17 protein-coding genes are annotated in these 15876 nt (G+C 67.6%); 5 read left to right on the top strand and 12 right to left on the bottom strand.

The window, feature by feature from the left end:
* Positions 1–5 precede the first annotated feature (5 nt).
* From WS91_RS13115 to WS91_RS33085, 7 genes are all read right to left on the bottom strand, one after another.
* Positions 6–968, bottom strand: coding sequence for a sugar ABC transporter substrate-binding protein (locus tag WS91_RS13115; RefSeq protein ID WP_059670381.1), 963 nt, complete (start codon positions 966–968; stop codon positions 6–8).
* A gap of 793 nt (positions 969–1761) precedes the next feature.
* The gene (locus WS91_RS13110) at positions 1762–2688 is read right to left on the bottom strand and encodes a CysB family HTH-type transcriptional regulator (protein ID WP_038743114.1); all 927 of its coding nucleotides are present in this window, start codon (positions 2686–2688) and stop codon (positions 1762–1764) included.
* 70 nt (positions 2689–2758) lie between these two features.
* Positions 2759–3814: a sulfate/molybdate ABC transporter ATP-binding protein gene (locus tag WS91_RS13105; protein ID WP_038743115.1), complete on the bottom strand. Its 1056-nt coding sequence runs from the start codon at positions 3812–3814 to the stop codon at positions 2759–2761.
* Between the two features lie 13 nt (positions 3815–3827).
* Positions 3828–4808 carry a sulfate ABC transporter permease subunit CysW gene (gene cysW, locus WS91_RS13100; protein ID WP_038743116.1) on the bottom strand — a complete coding sequence of 327 codons (981 nt, stop codon included), beginning with the start codon at positions 4806–4808 and terminating at the stop codon, positions 3828–3830.
* On the bottom strand, positions 4805–5698 hold the full coding sequence (gene cysT, locus WS91_RS13095; protein ID WP_038743117.1) for a sulfate ABC transporter permease subunit CysT: 894 nt from the start codon (positions 5696–5698) through the stop codon (positions 4805–4807). The genes cysW and cysT overlap by 4 nt, the downstream gene beginning before the upstream one ends.
* 132 nt (positions 5699–5830) lie before the next feature.
* Positions 5831–6868, bottom strand: coding sequence for a sulfate ABC transporter substrate-binding protein (locus WS91_RS13090; protein ID WP_059575093.1), 1038 nt, complete (start codon positions 6866–6868; stop codon positions 5831–5833).
* A gap of 92 nt (positions 6869–6960) precedes the next feature.
* The gene (locus tag WS91_RS33085; RefSeq protein ID WP_082717394.1) at positions 6961–7134 is read right to left on the bottom strand and encodes a sodium:proton symporter; all 174 of its coding nucleotides are present in this window, start codon (positions 7132–7134) and stop codon (positions 6961–6963) included.
* 3 nt (positions 7135–7137) lie between these two features.
* Between WS91_RS33085 and lexA the strand changes: the two genes are divergently transcribed.
* The 3 genes from lexA to WS91_RS13075 all read left to right on the top strand — a co-directional run bounded on the left by lexA (position 7138) and on the right by WS91_RS13075 (position 8949).
* Positions 7138–7785 (top strand): transcriptional repressor LexA, encoded by a 648-nt coding sequence (gene lexA / locus WS91_RS13085; protein ID WP_038743119.1) that lies wholly within the window; start codon positions 7138–7140, stop codon positions 7783–7785.
* A gap of 64 nt (positions 7786–7849) precedes the next feature.
* Positions 7850–8173, top strand: coding sequence for a hypothetical protein (locus WS91_RS13080; protein ID WP_059575095.1), 324 nt, complete (start codon positions 7850–7852; stop codon positions 8171–8173).
* 35 nt (positions 8174–8208) lie between these two features.
* Complete coding sequence (locus tag WS91_RS13075) at positions 8209–8949, top strand: DUF2939 domain-containing protein (protein ID WP_059670380.1); 741 nt, start codon at positions 8209–8211, stop codon at positions 8947–8949.
* Positions 8950–9250: 301 nt separating this feature from the next.
* Here WS91_RS13075 and WS91_RS13070 read toward each other — a convergent pair whose 3' ends face one another.
* Positions 9251–9745, bottom strand: coding sequence for a universal stress protein (locus WS91_RS13070; RefSeq protein ID WP_038743122.1), 495 nt, complete (start codon positions 9743–9745; stop codon positions 9251–9253).
* A gap of 231 nt (positions 9746–9976) precedes the next feature.
* Here WS91_RS13070 and nodI point away from each other — a divergent pair, with 231 nt between their 5' ends.
* Positions 9977–10891 carry a nodulation factor ABC transporter ATP-binding protein NodI gene (gene nodI / locus WS91_RS13065; RefSeq protein ID WP_038743123.1) on the top strand — a complete coding sequence of 305 codons (915 nt, stop codon included), beginning with the start codon at positions 9977–9979 and terminating at the stop codon, positions 10889–10891.
* A 5-nt stretch (positions 10892–10896) separates the two neighbouring features.
* Positions 10897–11733: an ABC transporter permease gene (locus WS91_RS13060; protein ID WP_038743124.1), complete on the top strand. Its 837-nt coding sequence runs from the start codon at positions 10897–10899 to the stop codon at positions 11731–11733.
* 137 nt (positions 11734–11870) lie between these two features.
* Here the strand turns inward: WS91_RS13060 and WS91_RS13055 are convergent, their stop codons facing one another.
* The 4 genes from WS91_RS13055 to WS91_RS13040 all read right to left on the bottom strand — a co-directional run bounded on the left by WS91_RS13055 (position 11871) and on the right by WS91_RS13040 (position 15740).
* Positions 11871–12293: a hypothetical protein gene (locus tag WS91_RS13055; protein ID WP_059670379.1), complete on the bottom strand. Its 423-nt coding sequence runs from the start codon at positions 12291–12293 to the stop codon at positions 11871–11873.
* Between the two features lie 328 nt (positions 12294–12621).
* Complete coding sequence (locus tag WS91_RS13050) at positions 12622–13683, bottom strand: permease (RefSeq protein WP_059575151.1); 1062 nt, start codon at positions 13681–13683, stop codon at positions 12622–12624.
* 301 nt (positions 13684–13984) lie between these two features.
* The gene (locus WS91_RS13045; RefSeq protein ID WP_059670378.1) at positions 13985–15037 is read right to left on the bottom strand and encodes an NADP(H)-dependent aldo-keto reductase; all 1053 of its coding nucleotides are present in this window, start codon (positions 15035–15037) and stop codon (positions 13985–13987) included.
* Between the two features lie 265 nt (positions 15038–15302).
* The gene (locus WS91_RS13040) at positions 15303–15740 is read right to left on the bottom strand and encodes a PaaI family thioesterase (protein WP_038743331.1); all 438 of its coding nucleotides are present in this window, start codon (positions 15738–15740) and stop codon (positions 15303–15305) included.
* Positions 15741–15876 lie beyond the last annotated feature (136 nt).

Genomic DNA, 15876 nt, shown 5'->3' with positions numbered 1-15876 from the left:
CCGGGTCAAGGCTTCGTCACGAGATCGACCGGGGTCGCGACGATGCCCGTCATGTCGGCCTGCTTGCGGTGCTCGGCGAGCGCCTTCAACGCAGTATCGATGCCGAACACGGCCTGCTTCGCCGCGTACTGGTCGGCGGTCGCGAGCACGCGGCCGCCCCGGAGCATCGGCTTGATCGCGTTGATGTTGTCGTAGCCGACCACGTACACCTTGCCCTGGCGACCCGCCGCGCGCACCGCGGACACGGCGCCGATCGCCATGTTGTCGTTGCCGCAGAGGAGCGCCTTCAGGTTCGGGTATTCGTTGAGCATCGCGGAGGCGACCGCATTGCCCTTGTCGATCTCCCATTCGCCCGACTGGACCGACACGACCTTCGCGCCCGCCGCCTTAATCGCGTCCTGGAAGCCAGCGGTGCGCTGCTGCGCGTTGGTCGTCGTCGGCACGCCCTCGACGATGCCGACCTGGTCGCCCGCCTTCAGCCGCTTCGCGAGGTAGTCGCCGACCATCCGCGCGCCCTTGCGGTTGTCCGGGCCGACGAACGGCACGTTCAGGCTCTTCGACTTGAGCACGTCCGGATCGAGCCGGTTGTCGATGTTGACGACGATGATGCCCGCGTCGACGGCCTTCTTGACGACGGGCACGAGCGCCTTCGAATCGGCGGGCGCGAGCACGATCGCGTCGACCTTCGACACGATCATCTGCTCGACGATGCGGATCTGGCTCGCGGTGTCGGTTTCGTCCTTGATGCCGTTCGTGACGAGATCGAACTGGCTCGCGTTGTGTTTCTGGTATTCCTTCGCGCCGTTCTCCATCGTGAGAAAGAACTCGTTGGCGAGCGACTTCATCACGAGGGCGACCTTCGGCTTGTGCGCGGTCTGCGCCCGGGCGGCCGAGAACGGTCCGGCGGCGGCGACGGCGACGCAAACGGCCGCGGCGGCTAGCACGCGGCGGCGGAGGCTGACATCCATGCGACTCTCCTGGCAGTGGTTGTTGTCCCGGGCGGACCGAGTGTCGTTTTGACGACGAGCAAACGTTTGCGCGAACCGGCCCGACACGACGTTTCAACGATCTGCGCCACGAAGGGGATACGACGGAAGTGACTGCCTGCGTATGGTCGGCCGCGCAAACTGCGCATCCCGGTCCTTTTTCTTGATATCGGGAGCGCCTATCGTCAGCTTTTTCTGCGCGTTACGCAACGCCGATTCGGGCAATTAAGGGTTTGTTCGGAGAAAACGGCCGGAAAAACGACCGACGGCGCGATACGGCGCGGCGCGGTGCGCGGGAGGCCAGCGAAAATGCGGGCGCGGCGCAGAACGGAAGCGCGACGCCGGATCGGCACAATCGAAACGTGCCGCGTGCGCGGGGCGGCGAGCGCGCCGCCGTCTCGCGTGCGGCCGAATGGTCGAATGGTCGAATGGTCGAATGGTCGAATGGTCGAATGGTCGAATGGTCGAATGGTCGAATGGTCGAATGGTCGAAGGCCGGCCAGCCGGCCGCGGCGATGCGTTCTGCGCATTTCGCGCGCAGGCCGCGTGTGCTGTCGGCGCACGACGAAGGAACGACGCGCGCCGAACGCGCCGCAGCGAACGCACGCAACCCAACCGTTACGCGGCGATCGGGCGGCGAGCTGGAGTCGGCCCGGCGACCGCGCGCCGGCGCGCGGCGGCTTCGCACGACGGCCGGGCCGGGTCGTGCGGAACCGCGCCGCGCGGCTCCGTCACCGCAGCCGCGCGCGAGCCGTCGCGCGCACCCGACGCACACTCAGGCCGCTTCGCGCAACTGCCCGGCGATCTCGCCTTCGGACAGATGCGGCGCGAACATCTCGATCAGCCGGTACGCATAGGCGCGCAGGAACGCGCCGCGGCGCAGGCCGACGCGCGTCGTGCTCGCCTCGAACAAGTGCTGCGTGTCGAGCGCGACGAGCCCGGTGTCGCGCTGCGCGTCGTACGCCATCGCGGCGACGACGCCGATCCCCATCCCGAGCTCGACGTAGGTCTTGATCACGTCGGCGTCGATGGCCGTGAGCACGACGTCCGGCACCGCGCCCGCGTTCGCAAACGCCTGGTCGATATGCGAGCGGCCGGTGAAGTCCTGGTCGTACGTGATGATCGGGTATTCGGCGATATCGTCGAGCGTCACGTTCTCGCGGCCGACGAGCGGATGCCCCTTCGGCACGACGACGACGTGATGCCACGAATAGCACGGGAACGTGACGATGTCCGGATAGCGGTCGAGCGCCTCGGTCGAGATGCCGAGATCCGCCTCGCCGTTCAGGATCATCTGCGCGATCTGCTGCGGGCTGCCCTGGCGCAGCGCGAGATGCACCTTCGGATAGACCTCGGTGAACTGGCGGATCACCTTCGGCAGCGCGTAGCGCGCCTGCGTGTGCGTCGTCGCGACGACGAGGTGGCCGCTGTCCTGGTCCGCGAACTGGCGCGCGACTCGGCGCAGGTTCTCCGCGTCGAGCAGCATCCGCTCGATCAGCTGATGAACGGCCTTGCCGGGCTCCGTGAGGCCCGTCAGGCGCTTGCCGCGACGAATGAAGATGTCGACGCCAAGCTCGTCCTCCAGATCCTTGATCTGTTTCGACACGCCCGACTGCGACGTGTAGAGCACATTCGCGACTTCCGTCAGGTTCATGTTCTGACGCACCGCTTCGCGCACGAAGCGCAATTGTTGAAAGTTCATGGGTAGCCTCTCAGGCGTTGTCTTTGTTGGTCTGTGAAATCCGCATGCGCGAGTCGCCCGCCGCGCGCCGTCAGCGCGCCGGGAACACGCGCACCGCGCGCGGCACGGCGGTAAGCGCGTCACCGACGTCGAGCGACAGCGCGCGCCACGCGTTGCGATCGAGCTCGGCCTCGAGCACGCCGCCCGCGCGCGCGGCGAGCTCGATGCGCACCGAGCCGCCGAGCGGCACGACGCGCCGCACGTCGGCCGCGATGCCGTTCGCGCGCGCATCGGGCGCGACGAGCTCGAGGTCGTGCGGCCGCACGTACGCGCGCGCGGGGCCCGCGAAATCGGCGTCGACGGCGATCGCATCCGCCGCGCCGTGCGCGACGAAGCCCTTGCCGCTCACGGTGCCGTCGAGCCGGTTCGCCGCGCCGAGGAACTCGTAGACGAACGCGCTTTGCGGATGATCGTAGACGTCCTGCGGGCTGCCGACCTGCTCGACGCGGCCGTGATCGAGCACGACGATCCGGTCGGCCACTTCGAGCGCCTCTTCCTGATCATGCGTGACGAAGATCGTCGAGATGTGCAAATCGTCGTGCAGCCGGCGCAGCCAGCCGCGCAGCTCCTTGCGCACTTTCGCGTCGAGCGCGCCGAACGGCTCGTCGAGCAGCAGCACCTTCGGCTCGACGGCGAGCGCGCGCGCGAGCGCGATCCGCTGCCGCTGGCCGCCCGAGAGCTCGGACGGATAGCGCTGCGCGAGCCAGTCGAGCTGCACGAGCGACAACAATTCATGCACCTTGGCGCGGATCGCGGCTTCGCCCGGCCGCTCGCGCCGCGGCTTCACGCGCAGCCCGAACGCGACGTTCTCGAACACCGTCATGTGCCTGAAGAGCGCGTAATGCTGGAACACGAAGCCGACCTGCCGCTCGCGCGCGCCGACCGACGCGACGTCGAGCCCCTGCAGCACGACCTGCCCCGCATCCGCGTGCTCGAGGCCCGCGATCACGCGCAACAGCGTCGTCTTGCCGCAGCCGGACGGCCCGAGGAGCGCGACAAGCTCGCCCGCCGGAAAATCGAGCGTGACGTCGTCGAGCGCGGTGAAATCGCCGAAGCGCTTGTGCAGATTACGAACGGTGATGCCCATCTGGTTTGCCTCTTTACGAAATCGACGAAGTGACGGCGGCGCTCGGGTGCGCGGCGGGCGCGCCGTCGCGCCCCTGCGCGAGGTCGGCGGACAGCCGCCGCTCGGCGAACAGCTTGAGCGCGAGCGTGACGAGCGCGAGCAGCGCGAGCACCGACGCCACCGCGAACGCGGCTGCGAAGTTGTACTCGTTGTAGAGAATCTCGACGTGCAGCGGCATCGTGTCGGTCTGGCCGCGGATGTGGCCGGAGACGACCGACACCGCGCCGAACTCGCCCATCGCGCGCGCGTTGCAGAGGATCACGCCGTACAGCAGGCCCCACTTCACGTTCGGCAGCGTCACGCGCCGGAAGATCTGCCAGCCGGATGCGCCGAGCACGCGCGCCGCTTCCTCCTCGTCGCTGCCCTGCGCCTGCATGAGCGGAATCAGCTCGCGCGCGACGAACGGGAACGTGACGAAGATCGTCGCGAGCACGATGCCCGGCACGGCAAAGATGATCTGCACATCGTGCGCCTGCAGCCACGGCCCGAGCCAGCCCTGCGCGCCGAACAGCAGCACGTAGACGAGGCCCGAGATCACGGGCGACACCGAGAACGGCAGGTCGATGAGCGTCGTGAGGAGCGCGCGGCCCTTGAACTCGAACTTCGCGATCGCCCACGACGCACACACGCCGAACACGAGATTGAGCGGCACCGCGATCGCGGCCACGGTCAGCGTGAGCTTGATCGCCGACCACGCATCCGGGTCGGCGAGCGATTCGACGTAGAAATCGAAGCCCTTGCGCAGCGCCTCGACGAACACCGCCGCGAGCGGCACGACGAGAAAGAGCGCGAGGAACGCGAGCGCCGCGCCCGTGAGCAGCCAGCGCACCGCGCGCGGCTCGCTGACGGGATCGAGGCGGCGTGCGCGCACGCCCGCGTCGGCGGCGCGGCGCGGCCCGCGGCTCGCATCGGCGGGCGCCGCGACTGCGCGGGACTGAGCGGCGTCTTGGCTCATTGCGCGCCTCCGAGTGCCGTCACCGCCTGCGCGGCGGGCGCCGGGCCGCTTGCGCCGCGGCTCGTGCGGCGCTGCAAGTACCACTGCAGCGTGTTGATGAAAAGCAGCATCACGAACGACACGACGAGCATCACGACCGCGAGCGCCGTCGCGCCCGCGTAGTCGTACTGCTCGAGCTTCGTGATGATCAGCAGCGACGTGATTTCCGACTTCATCGGCACGTTGCCGGCGATGAAGATCACCGAGCCGTATTCGCCGAGCGCGCGCGCGAACGCGAGCGCGAAGCCCGTCAGCAGCGCGGGCGTGACGGCGGGCAGCACGACGCGGCGGAACGTGAGCCAGCGCGACGCGCCGAGGCACGCGGCCGCCTCTTCCTGCTCGCGCTCGAAATCCTCGAGCACCGGCTGCACGGTGCGCACGACGAACGGCAGGCCGATGAACGTCAGCGCGACGAGCACGCCGAACGGCGTGAACGCGATCTTGATGCCGAGTGGCGCGAGATAGCTGCCGATCCAGCCGTTCTGCGCGTAGACGGCCGCGAGCGAGATGCCCGCGACCGACGTCGGCAGCGCGAACGGCAGGTCGACGATCGCGTCGACGAGCCGCTTGAACGGGAACGAGTAGCGCACGAGCACCCACGCGACGAGAAAGCCGAACACCGCGTTGACGAGCGCGCCGCCGAGCGCGGCCGAGAACGTGAGCCGATAGGACGCGACGACGCGCGGCGACGTCGTCGCGGCGACGAACTGATCCCACGTGAGCGTGGCCGTCTTCAGAAAGGTGGCGGCGAGCGGGATCAGCACCACGAGGCTCAGGTAAGCCAGCGTGATGCCGAGCGTCACGCCGAATCCGGGCAGCGCGCTCGGCTTGCGGAAGGTGAACGTCGTCATGCGGAATGCTCTTCCAGGGTGATGCACATGGGTTCAACGGCTCGACGGACGCGCGTTGCACGCGCGTCCGTCGGCCCGGTATCGTTGTGTTGCGGCGGGCGCGCGCCCGTCACGGCGCGCGCCCGCCTTCGCTCATTGCGGCTTGTAGATCGAATCGAACACGCCGCCGTCGGCGAAATGCGTCTTTTGCGCATTGGTCCAGCCGCCGAACGTATCGTCGACCGTGTACAGCTTCAGCTTGGGGAACTGCTTCGTGAGCGCCGCCGGCACGTCCTTCGAGCGCGGCCGGTAGTAATTGCGCGCGGCGATCTCCTGCCCTTCCTTGCTGTACAGGAAGTTCAGGTAAGCCTCGGCGAGCTTGCGCGTGCCCTTCTTGTCGACGACCTTGTCGACCACCGCGACGGGCGGCTCCGCCAGAATGCTCGCCGACGGCACGACGATCTCGAACTTGTCGGCGCCGAACTCCTTGATCGACAGGAACGCCTCGTTCTCCCATGCGATCAGCACGTCGCCGATGCCGCGCTGCACGAAGCTCGTCGTCGCGCCGCGCGCGCCCGAATCGAGCACGCCCGCGTTCTTGTAGAGCTTCGTGATGAAGTCCTTCGCCGTCTGCGCGTTGCCGCCCGGCTTGTGCTGCGCGTACGCCCACGCGGCGAGATAGTTCCAGCGCGCGCCGCCCGACGTCTTCGGGTTCGGCGTGACGATCGACACGCCCGGCTTCACGAGATCGTCCCAGTCCTTGATGCCCTTCGGATTGCCCTTCCTCACGAGGAACACGATCGTCGACGTGTACGGCGACGCGTTGTCCGGCAGGCGCTTCTGCCAGTCCTTGTCGACGATGCCCTTGTTCGCGAGCGCGTCGATGTCGTACGCAAGCGCGAGCGTCACGACGTCCGCCTGCAGCCCGTCGAGCACCGAGCGCGCCTGCGCGCCCGAGCCGCCGTGCGACTGCTTGAAGTTCACCGTCTCGCCCGTCTTCGCCTTCCACGCCTTGCCGAACGCCTGATTGACGTCCTGGTAGAGCTCGCGCGTCGGATCGTAGGAGACGTTCAGGAACGTCGTGTCCGCGAGCGCCGGCGTGAGCGCGCCAAGCGCCGCCGCCGCGCCGAGCGCGAGTGATGCGATGAGACGGCGCGCGCCGCCCGCCAGCCCCGTATTGCGCTTGACCATCCGTTGTTCTCCAAATGTGTGGGTCATGGATTGCGATGTCGGGCCAGTCTAACGAACAGGTTTCATCATTAAAAATAATCGTTCCTCATTTTTTAATACTCAAAAGTGGTAACGACCGCCCGATCGACGGCTATCGCGACCGAAGCGCCGCTGCGACGCAGCCGGATCGCGGCGGAACCGCCGCGATAGCGCCGAACTTCAAGTAACGCTTGAATTTCCTCGGGCACTGTATAAAAATACAGCTCACTGTCTATCCATACAGTCATGCCATGATCAAACTCACCGCCCGTCAGCAGCAAGTGTTCGACTTGATCCGTCGCGCGATCGAGCGCTCGGGGTTTCCGCCCACGCGCGCGGAAATCGCCGCCGAGCTGGGCTTCAGCTCGCCGAACGCGGCCGAGGAGCACTTGCGGGCGCTCGCGCGCAAGGGCGTGATCGAACTGGCGGCGGGCGCGTCGCGCGGCATCCGCCTGCTCGGCCTCGAAGACGCGCCGCACCAGCTGACGCTGCCGCACGCGGCGCTGATGCAACTGTCGCTTCCGCTCGTGGGCCGCGTCGCGGCGGGTAGCCCGATCCTCGCGCAGGAGCACATTTCGCAACGTTACGCGTGCGATCCCGCGCTCTTCTCGAGCAAGCCGGACTACCTGCTGAAGGTGCGCGGCCTGTCGATGCGCGACGCCGGCATCCTCGACGGCGATCTGCTCGCCGTGCAGAAGCGAACCGAGGCGAAGGACGGGCAGATCATCGTCGCGCGACTCGGCGACGACGTCACGGTCAAGCGCCTGAAGCGCCGGCCGGGCGGCGTCGAGCTGATCGCCGAGAATCCCGATTACGAGAACATCTTCGTGAAGGCCGGCAGCGCGGAATTCGCGCTGGAAGGCGTCGCCGTCGGGCTGATCCGCCCGGGCGAATTCTAAGCGCCTTTCGGCCAGCCGCGGCCCCGCCCGTCTATCCGCCATTCGACTGGATCAGGAGAACCCTATGGAACGCCTCGCCCGCCTGCTGCCCTTCCGCCAATTCGGCCGCCTGCGCCATCTGCGCGGACGCACGCCATGTGCGCCGCTCGCCGCCGCCGCGCAGCCGCCCGGCGATGCCGACACGCAGCTGCCGTTGTCCGCTTTGCCGGCATTCGCGCGCGTGTCGCTGAACGGTTCGCTCCATCACGCGGAGCCCGCGCGACGCGCGCCGGTGCGCGTCTATCACGGGCCGTCGCGATTCATCATGGTGGGGACGGTCGACGCGATCTGCCGAATGATCGACCGGTGCATTGCCGAGGAACGTTCGTTGACTCAGCAAGGTCTCTGATCTTCCGGGTCCGTCCGTTTCGCCGTGGAGGCCGCTTGAATCCTGCCGTGCGCCCGCAAAAGCGTTTTCTGAAGCCGGTGTCGATCGTCATCGCGGTCGTCGTCGCTGCCGCCGTCGCCGTGTATGCGTATGCGTCGCCGTATCTCGCGCTCAGGCAAATCAAGCAGGCGATCGACTCGCGCGACGCACAGGCGATCAGCGCGCACGTCGATTTCCCCGCGCTGCGGATCAGCCTGAAGCAGCAGCTCACCGACGAATTGATGCGGCGCATCGACGCGCAAAAGCGCGACAATCCGCTCGCGATCATTGGCGCGTTGATCGGCTCGGCGCTCGTCGGCCCGCTCGTCGACGCCTATGCAACGCCCGACGGCGTCGCAGCGCTGTTGAGCGGCTTGCCACCGCGCGCGCAGCCGGGACAGCGGCCGCCCGAATTGAATCAACCGGGTGATCAAACGGCAAGCCTGCCCACGTCGTCGGCACCCGGCGCGGTTGCCCCGGCAAGCAGCGCCGGCAACTCCGCCATCGCTTCGAGCGGCCCGACGCCCGCGGCAAGCAGCGCCGCAGCGCAAGCTGGGCCGTCGTCTGCGGCAAGCGTGCCCGCCGCCGCAGGTGCGCATCCTGACGCATCGCCGCAGACGAGCGCGCACTACCGGAGCTTCGACGAATTCGTCGTCACGTATCGTCGCGACGACGGTAGCACGCGCTATGCGGCGATATTTCGCCGCAGCGGAGTCTTCGGGTGGAAATTGTCAGCGGTCGATTTGCACGACGATTGAATGTGAATCCGCGCGTCGACCGCCCGCTTCACCAAGCAAGTAGGCCAAGACACATGCCGCGTACATCGCGTATACGCGTAAACCATGTACAGTTCGCCGACCATCCGGTGGGAGCGCCTTGCAGCGGGGAGCCGGAAGTCCGCTCACCTGAATGCCGCGTGCGCTCCCAGACGCACTGGAACCGGTTCTGTCCTTCTACACGCTCAACCGATGCCGGACACCGGCAACGGCCGAAGCAGCGAACACCAGCCTCGGCCGCGCGCGGCCGATTGGCATGTCACCGCCCCGACGCCGGAATGCGTCAGTGCCCGGTCGTCGCCGCGGCCGCTTCCCTCGCGCTTTCCGCCTTCTGCTCGGCGGGCGACGAACACGCGACCAAAATGCTGCACGACACGCGATCGAGCAGTTGCGTGCTGCCGGAGCCCATCCACCACCGCGACAAGCCGCTGCGGCAGCGATGGCCGACCACGACGAGATCGACGTTCAGCTTCGTCGCGAGATTCGCGATTTCGTCGATCGGGTAGCCGAATGCGAAATGCCCCTGTGCCTGCACGCCGCGCTCGGTCAGCCAGTCGACGCCTTCTTGCAGGATCTCCCGTGCGGTTTCTTCGAAGCGGCTGCACGCGACGTCGGTCAGCAGACCGGCGCTTTGCGCAATGCTCGAACGCATGTCGACGACCGACAGCAAGTGCGTCTCGGCCTTCAGCTCGAGCGCCAGATCGGCACCGCATCGCAGTGCCTTGCGGCCCTCGAGCGTACCGTCGTAGCACAACAATATTTTTTTATAACTAGCCATTTTGGTCTCCCTAGTGCGCGACCAGCGCGTGAATTCATCATGCTGCACCGCAATTCCAGATGCAAGCGCTGGAAAACGCTGATTCGCGTTGCACCGCGAACGCGCGATGATGCAATGCAGGAGCCAGCGCCGCGTGCGCCGGGATGAGGCAAGCGCGCTGAAGCAATGCGATCGATGCACTAGAATGGCCCGTTCGTGTCGCACGACTCCAAAATAGATATTCACTTGCCCATGTCCGTCGCACCAATCGATTTTCAGGAAGTCGAGAAACGCTACGACGACAAGCTCGTCGTCAACGGCTTGTCGTTTCATGTGCAGCCCGGCGAATGCTTCGGCCTGCTCGGCCCGAACGGGGCCGGCAAGACCACGACGCTCAAGATGCTGCTCGGCATCACGCATCCGGACGCAGGCTCGATCCGCCTGTGCGGCGAGCCCGTGCCGTCCCGCGCGCGGCATGCACGGCGTCGCGTCGGCGTGGTGCCGCAATTCGACAACCTCGATCCCGATTTCACCGTTCGCGAGAATCTGCTCGTATTCGCCCGCTATTTCGGTCTCACCGCGCACGAGTCCCGCGCGCTCGTGCCGTCGCTGCTCGAATTCGCGAAGCTCGAAAACAAGGCGAACGCGAAGGTGGGCGAGCTGTCGGGCGGAATGAAGCGCCGGCTCACGCTCGCGCGCGCGCTCGTCAACAACCCGGACGTGCTCGTGCTCGACGAGCCGACGACGGGCCTCGATCCGCAAGCCCGACATCTGATGTGGGAGCGGCTGCGCTCGCTCCTCGCGCGCGGCAAGACGATTCTGCTCACCACGCACTTCATGGAAGAGGCCGAGCGTCTGTGCCACCGCCTGTGCGTGATCGAGGAAGGCCGCAAGATCGCGGAAGGCGCGCCACGCACGCTGATCGAAACGGAAATCGGCTGCGACGTGATCGAGATCTACGGCGCCGATCCCGCACGGCTTCGCGACGAGCTCGCGCCGTTCGCCGAGCGCGCCGAGATCAGCGGAGAAACGCTCTTTTGCTACGTCAACGATCCGGAGCCGATCCACGCGCGCCTGAAGGGCCGCACGGGCCTGCGCTATCTGCACCGCCCCGCGAATCTCGAAGACGTATTCCTGCGGCTGACCGGCCGCGAGATGCAGGATTGAGACAAATGGACACTCGCCACTACTCGCCGTCGCCGGCCGTCGCCCCCCGCGAGCGCGCATCCGCATTCGCGCTCGCGCTGCCCGCGAACGCCACCAACTGGATCGCCGTCTGGCGGCGCAACTATCTCGTCTGGCAGAAGCTCGCGATCGCGTCGATGTTCGGCAACCTCGCCGATCCGATGATCTATCTGTTCGGTCTCGGCTTCGGGCTCGGGCTGATGGTCGGGCACGTCGAGGGCGTGTCGTACATCGCGTTTCTCGCGGCCGGAACGGTCGGCTCGAGCGTGATGATTTCGGCGAGCTTCGAGTCGATGTACTCGGGCTTTTCGCGGATGCACGTGCAGCGCACCTGGGAGGCGATCATGCACACGCCGCTGTCGCTCGGCGACATCGTGCTCGGCGAGATCGTTTGGGCGGCGAGCAAGGCGATGCTGTCGGGCGCGGCGATCATGCTCGTCGCGGGCATTCTCGGCTATGCGAAGTTTCCGTCGATGCTGGCCGCGCTACCGGTGATCGCGCTCGCCGGCCTCGCGTTCGCGAGCCTCGCGATGATCGTCACCGCGCTCGCGCCGTCGTACGACTTCTTCATGTTCTACCAGACGCTCGTGCTGACGCCGATGCTGCTGTTGTCCGGCGTGTTCTTCCCGCTCGCGCAGTTGCCCGAATTCGCGCGGCACGTCGCGCATGCGCTGCCGCTCGCGAACGCGGTCGACCTGATCCGTCCGGCGATGCTCGGCCGCCCGGCGACCGACATCGCGCTCCATGTCGCGATACTCGTCGCGTACGCGGTGGGCGGATTCTTCGTCTGCGCGCGCCTGTTCAGGCGGCGAATGATGCGCTGACGGGGCCGGGCCGCCCGGTCGGCTCGCAGCGCCGGCGCGCATGCCCAACCGAGCGCCGGGCATGCGGCCTTTCGGAGCGCGCGGCGCTCACGCGCCGCGTCGCCCGGTTGCCGGCCGCGCGGGCTCGAGCGCGACGCTCACTCTTCGTCGTCGCCCCAAGGCATCTCGACGTCGGTCAGGAACGCGACGGTCGCGAGCGGCCCGCCTTCCTGGCGGCCGAGCGTGCCGTCCGCGCGGTGCCATTCGACGCGAAACATGGTGGTCGGGTCGTCGGCGAGCAGATACACGGTGCGCAGTTCTTCCGGATCGGCGTCCTCGACCGGGCCGTCGAACGAAACGAGCATCTTTTGCGGCCACACGCCGTTGAGCGGATCGTAGACGCGCTCGCCCTGCGGAATGTCGATGCTCGCCTCGACGCCGATCGTCGCCGACGCCTCGACGATCATCTTGCCCAGCGCGTTCAGCACGGCGGTCGCGCGCGCGGAGTTGGCCTGGCGAATCGCGAGATCGCCGCGCGTGAGCGCCTGTTCGAGGCGGGGATGTACCTTGTGTTTCGTCATGCGTTTTCCTGATTGCTTCTGCTTCTGAAAATGACGGCCGGCCTCGATTCCGAAACCGGCCCGATTGCTTATGTGCGCGACACGAGGGCGATCGGCGCGCGTGCGGTGCCCTGCCCGCCGCATCCGCAACGGCGTGCGCCGCGCGGCACATGTCGACTGCGGCTCGCCGGCGCGTGATCGGCGATCGCCCGCGGCCCGCCTCCCGAAGCCGATCCAGCATTTCGCCCGGCTTGCCCGCAGACGCGCCCGCAACGGAGGACGCACCGCCTGAGCGCCCGCCGAGCGAACAGCCCGACCGCCGCCGCGACAGTCGCCGTCCGCGTCGCGCTCAGAATCCGAGCGCGACCGCCGCCAGCCCGCCGACCACCCCGAACGCAACGACGAGCGCCGCCACGAGCGTAAGCGTCGTCGGCTTGAACGAGCGCGCGAGCATCGCGAGCGACGGCACGCTGACGGGCGGCAGCGTCATCAGCAGCGCCCCCGCCGGACCGACGCCCATGCCGAGCGACAACATCGCCTGAATGATCGGCACCTCGCCCGCAGTCGGAATCACGAACAGCATGCCCGCCACCGCGAACGCGACGATCCAGCCGATCCCGTTGCCGATGTCCGGCCCGATGTGCGGGAACAACCATGCGCGCGCCGCGCCGAGCAGCAGGACGAGCAGCAGATATTCGGGAACGAGGCGCACGGTCATCCGCGCGAAGATCTTCATCCAGCGCACGAACGCGTTGCCGGCCGCTGCCTGCTCCGCGACGAGCTTCGCGCGCAGCGTATCGTCGATATCCTGCGTCTTCGCGCCCGCGAGGCGGTTGATCAGATAGCCGACGCCGAACACCATCGCGACGCCGAGCACGAGCCGCAGCGCGCTCCAGTGCCAGCCGAGCACGAAACCCATGAACACGAGCGCGGCCGGATTGAGCACCGTGTTGCCGAGCCAGAACGCGACCGCGCCGCCCGGCGACGCGTCGCGCTCGCGCAGGCCCGCGACGACGGGCGCCGCACAGCACGTGCACATCATGCCCGGCAGCGCGAGCAGGCCGCCCGCCGCGACGCTGCCGAAGCCCGTCCCGCCGAGCGCGCGCGCGACCCAGTGCGCGGGCAGCAGCGCCTGCACCGCCGAGCCGAGCAGCAGGCCGAGCACCATCGCCTGCCAGATCGCCTTGCCGTACGCCCACGCGTAGTCGAGCGCCGCCTGCAGCGACGGCTCGGGCGCGTGCGCCGCGGTTCCCATCAGGATCGACTGGCCGATCGAATGATGCTCGGCCGCGACGAACGCCTTGTGATAGTAAGGAAACCACTTGACGTAAAAAAGGCCCGCGACCGCCAGCACGACGAACGTCGCGAGGCCGAGCGCCGGGTGCGGGGTGTAGGAACGGGAACTGTTCATGCTGGTCGCCGTGAATGCGTGTGGTTGTGCGTCGTTGCGCATCGTTGCGAAATGCCGGAAACGGACGAACGCCGCATCGCGCCACGGCGCGGCGGACGGCGGCTCATCGGCGCCTCGATTTCGAATGCGGAATTTCATGTCCGGGTCGGGCGAGCCGGACAGCCGACGGAAAGCGGCGATTATCGCACGTGCCGCGCGATTCTCCGATTGGGGCATTCGCTGCTGCGGCGTGCGTCGCCCGGCAGCACGAGGCCGGGCGGCGGCACGCGACGCGCGCCTGCGGGCCGCCGCCCGAAGGCCGTCACGGCGCGGGGTTCGGCTGCTGCTCGTGGAGCGCGTCGATTTCGGCGAGGATGTCGGGCGAGAGCTTCACGTCTGCGCTCGCGATGTTTTCGCGCAATTGCTCGAGCGATGTCGCGCCGATCAGATTGCTCGTCACGAACGGCCGGCTGTTGACGAACGCGAGCGCGAACTGCGCGGGCGACAGCCCGTGCCGCTTGGCGAGCGCGACGTAACGCGACGTCGCCTGCACCGCGTGCGGCTTGCTGTAGCGCTGAAAGCGCTCGAACAGCGTGATGCGCGCGCCGGCGGGACGCGCGCCCTCTTCGTATTTGCCCGACAGCCAGCCGAACGCGAGCGGCGAATACGCGAGCAGCCCGATGCGCTCGCGATGGCTGAATTCCGACAAGCCGTTCTCGAACGTGCGGTTCAGCAGGCTGTACGGATTCTGGATGCTGACGATGCGCGGCAGGCCGAGCTTCTCGGCCGCGCGCAGGAACCGCGCGACGCCCCACGGCGTTTCGTTCGACACGCCGACATGGCGCACCTTCCCCGCCTTCACGAAGTCGCCGAGGACGGCCAGCGTCTCCTCGATCGGCACCGTGTACGAATCGTCGATCCACGGATACGCGGGGCGGCCGAACGTCGTCGTGCTGCGGTCCGGCCAGTGCAGCTGGTACAGGTCGACATAGTCGGTGCGCAGGCGCTTGAGGCTGCCGTCGAGCGCCTCGGTCAGGTTCTTGCGGTCGAACTGGTTGCCCGCGCCGCGAATGTGCGTCGGGTTGTGCGGCTGGCGCGCGGGGCCGGCGATCTTCGTCGCGATCGTCAGCTTGTCGCGCAGCGTCGGCCGCTTCGCGAGCCACGTGCCGAGATACGCCTCGGTGCGCCCCTGCGTCTGCGCCATCGGCGGCACCGGATACATCTCGGCGGTGTCGATCAACGTGACGCCCTGGTCGATCGCATAGTCGAGCTGCGCGTGCGCGTCGCTTTCGGTGTTCTGCTCGCCCCAGGTCATCGTGCCGAGACCGATCAAGCTGACTTTGACGTCCGAATCGCCGAGTGTGCGGTATTCCATGCTGAGGTTCCTGTCGCTTCGCGTGCAAAAATTCGAAGCTAACACATCGGCGCGATTGCTTCAGGACGCGCGCGGCGAAGCGACGCCGAGGCTGCGCTTACGGCGTCGACGCGTCGGCGACGCGCATGCGCTCGGCCCTCCCGCGCGGCCGCCCGGCGACCGACGCTCGGCCGACACCGACACCGACACCGACACCGACACCGGCACTAGCGCCGGCACCTCACGCAACGCATCGCGCGCCGCGAGCCGCGCGCCGGCGCACCGCTCACGCCGGCCGCTGAATGAAGCACGTCGCCGACGCATGCGCGACCACCTTGTCGTCCGGCGTCTTCAGCGTCCCTTCGGCGACGCCAAGACTCTTGGACAGATGGATCACGCGCCCTTCGGCGATGAGATCGACGTCGCGCGGCACCGGGCGCAGCATTTTCACGTGCAGATCGACGGTGCCGTAACCGACGCCCGGATCGAGCATCGTATGCACCGCGCACCCCGTGACCGAATCGAGCACCGTCGCGGCGAAGCCGCCGTGCACGCCGCCGAGCGGGTTCAGATGTCGGCCGTCGGCGCGCGCGGTCATTTTCACGTAGCCGAGCTCGATGCTCTCGGGCCGCATCGGGATCGTCTCGGCGATCGACGCGGCGGGCAAATCGCCCGCCGCTGCGGCGCGCAACAGTTCAAGACCGGACATGGAAAGCGGATTCATCGACACACTCCTCGCTGGGATGCGGAACGCGGCGCGCGTATCGCGCACCATAACGTTCCGAAAAAGAACTTATAATGGCGCCCATTATTCGCAGACGCTCAACCGCTGTCAACACACGAAGGCGCCGCCGGTTCGA

The sequence above is a fragment of the Burkholderia sp. MSMB1498 genome, from assembly GCF_001526245.1.
In the GTDB taxonomy this organism is placed as follows: domain Bacteria; phylum Pseudomonadota; class Gammaproteobacteria; order Burkholderiales; family Burkholderiaceae; genus Burkholderia; species Burkholderia savannae.
Note: the sequence above shows the minus strand (reverse complement) of the source record. Positions and strands in the feature narration are given on the sequence as shown.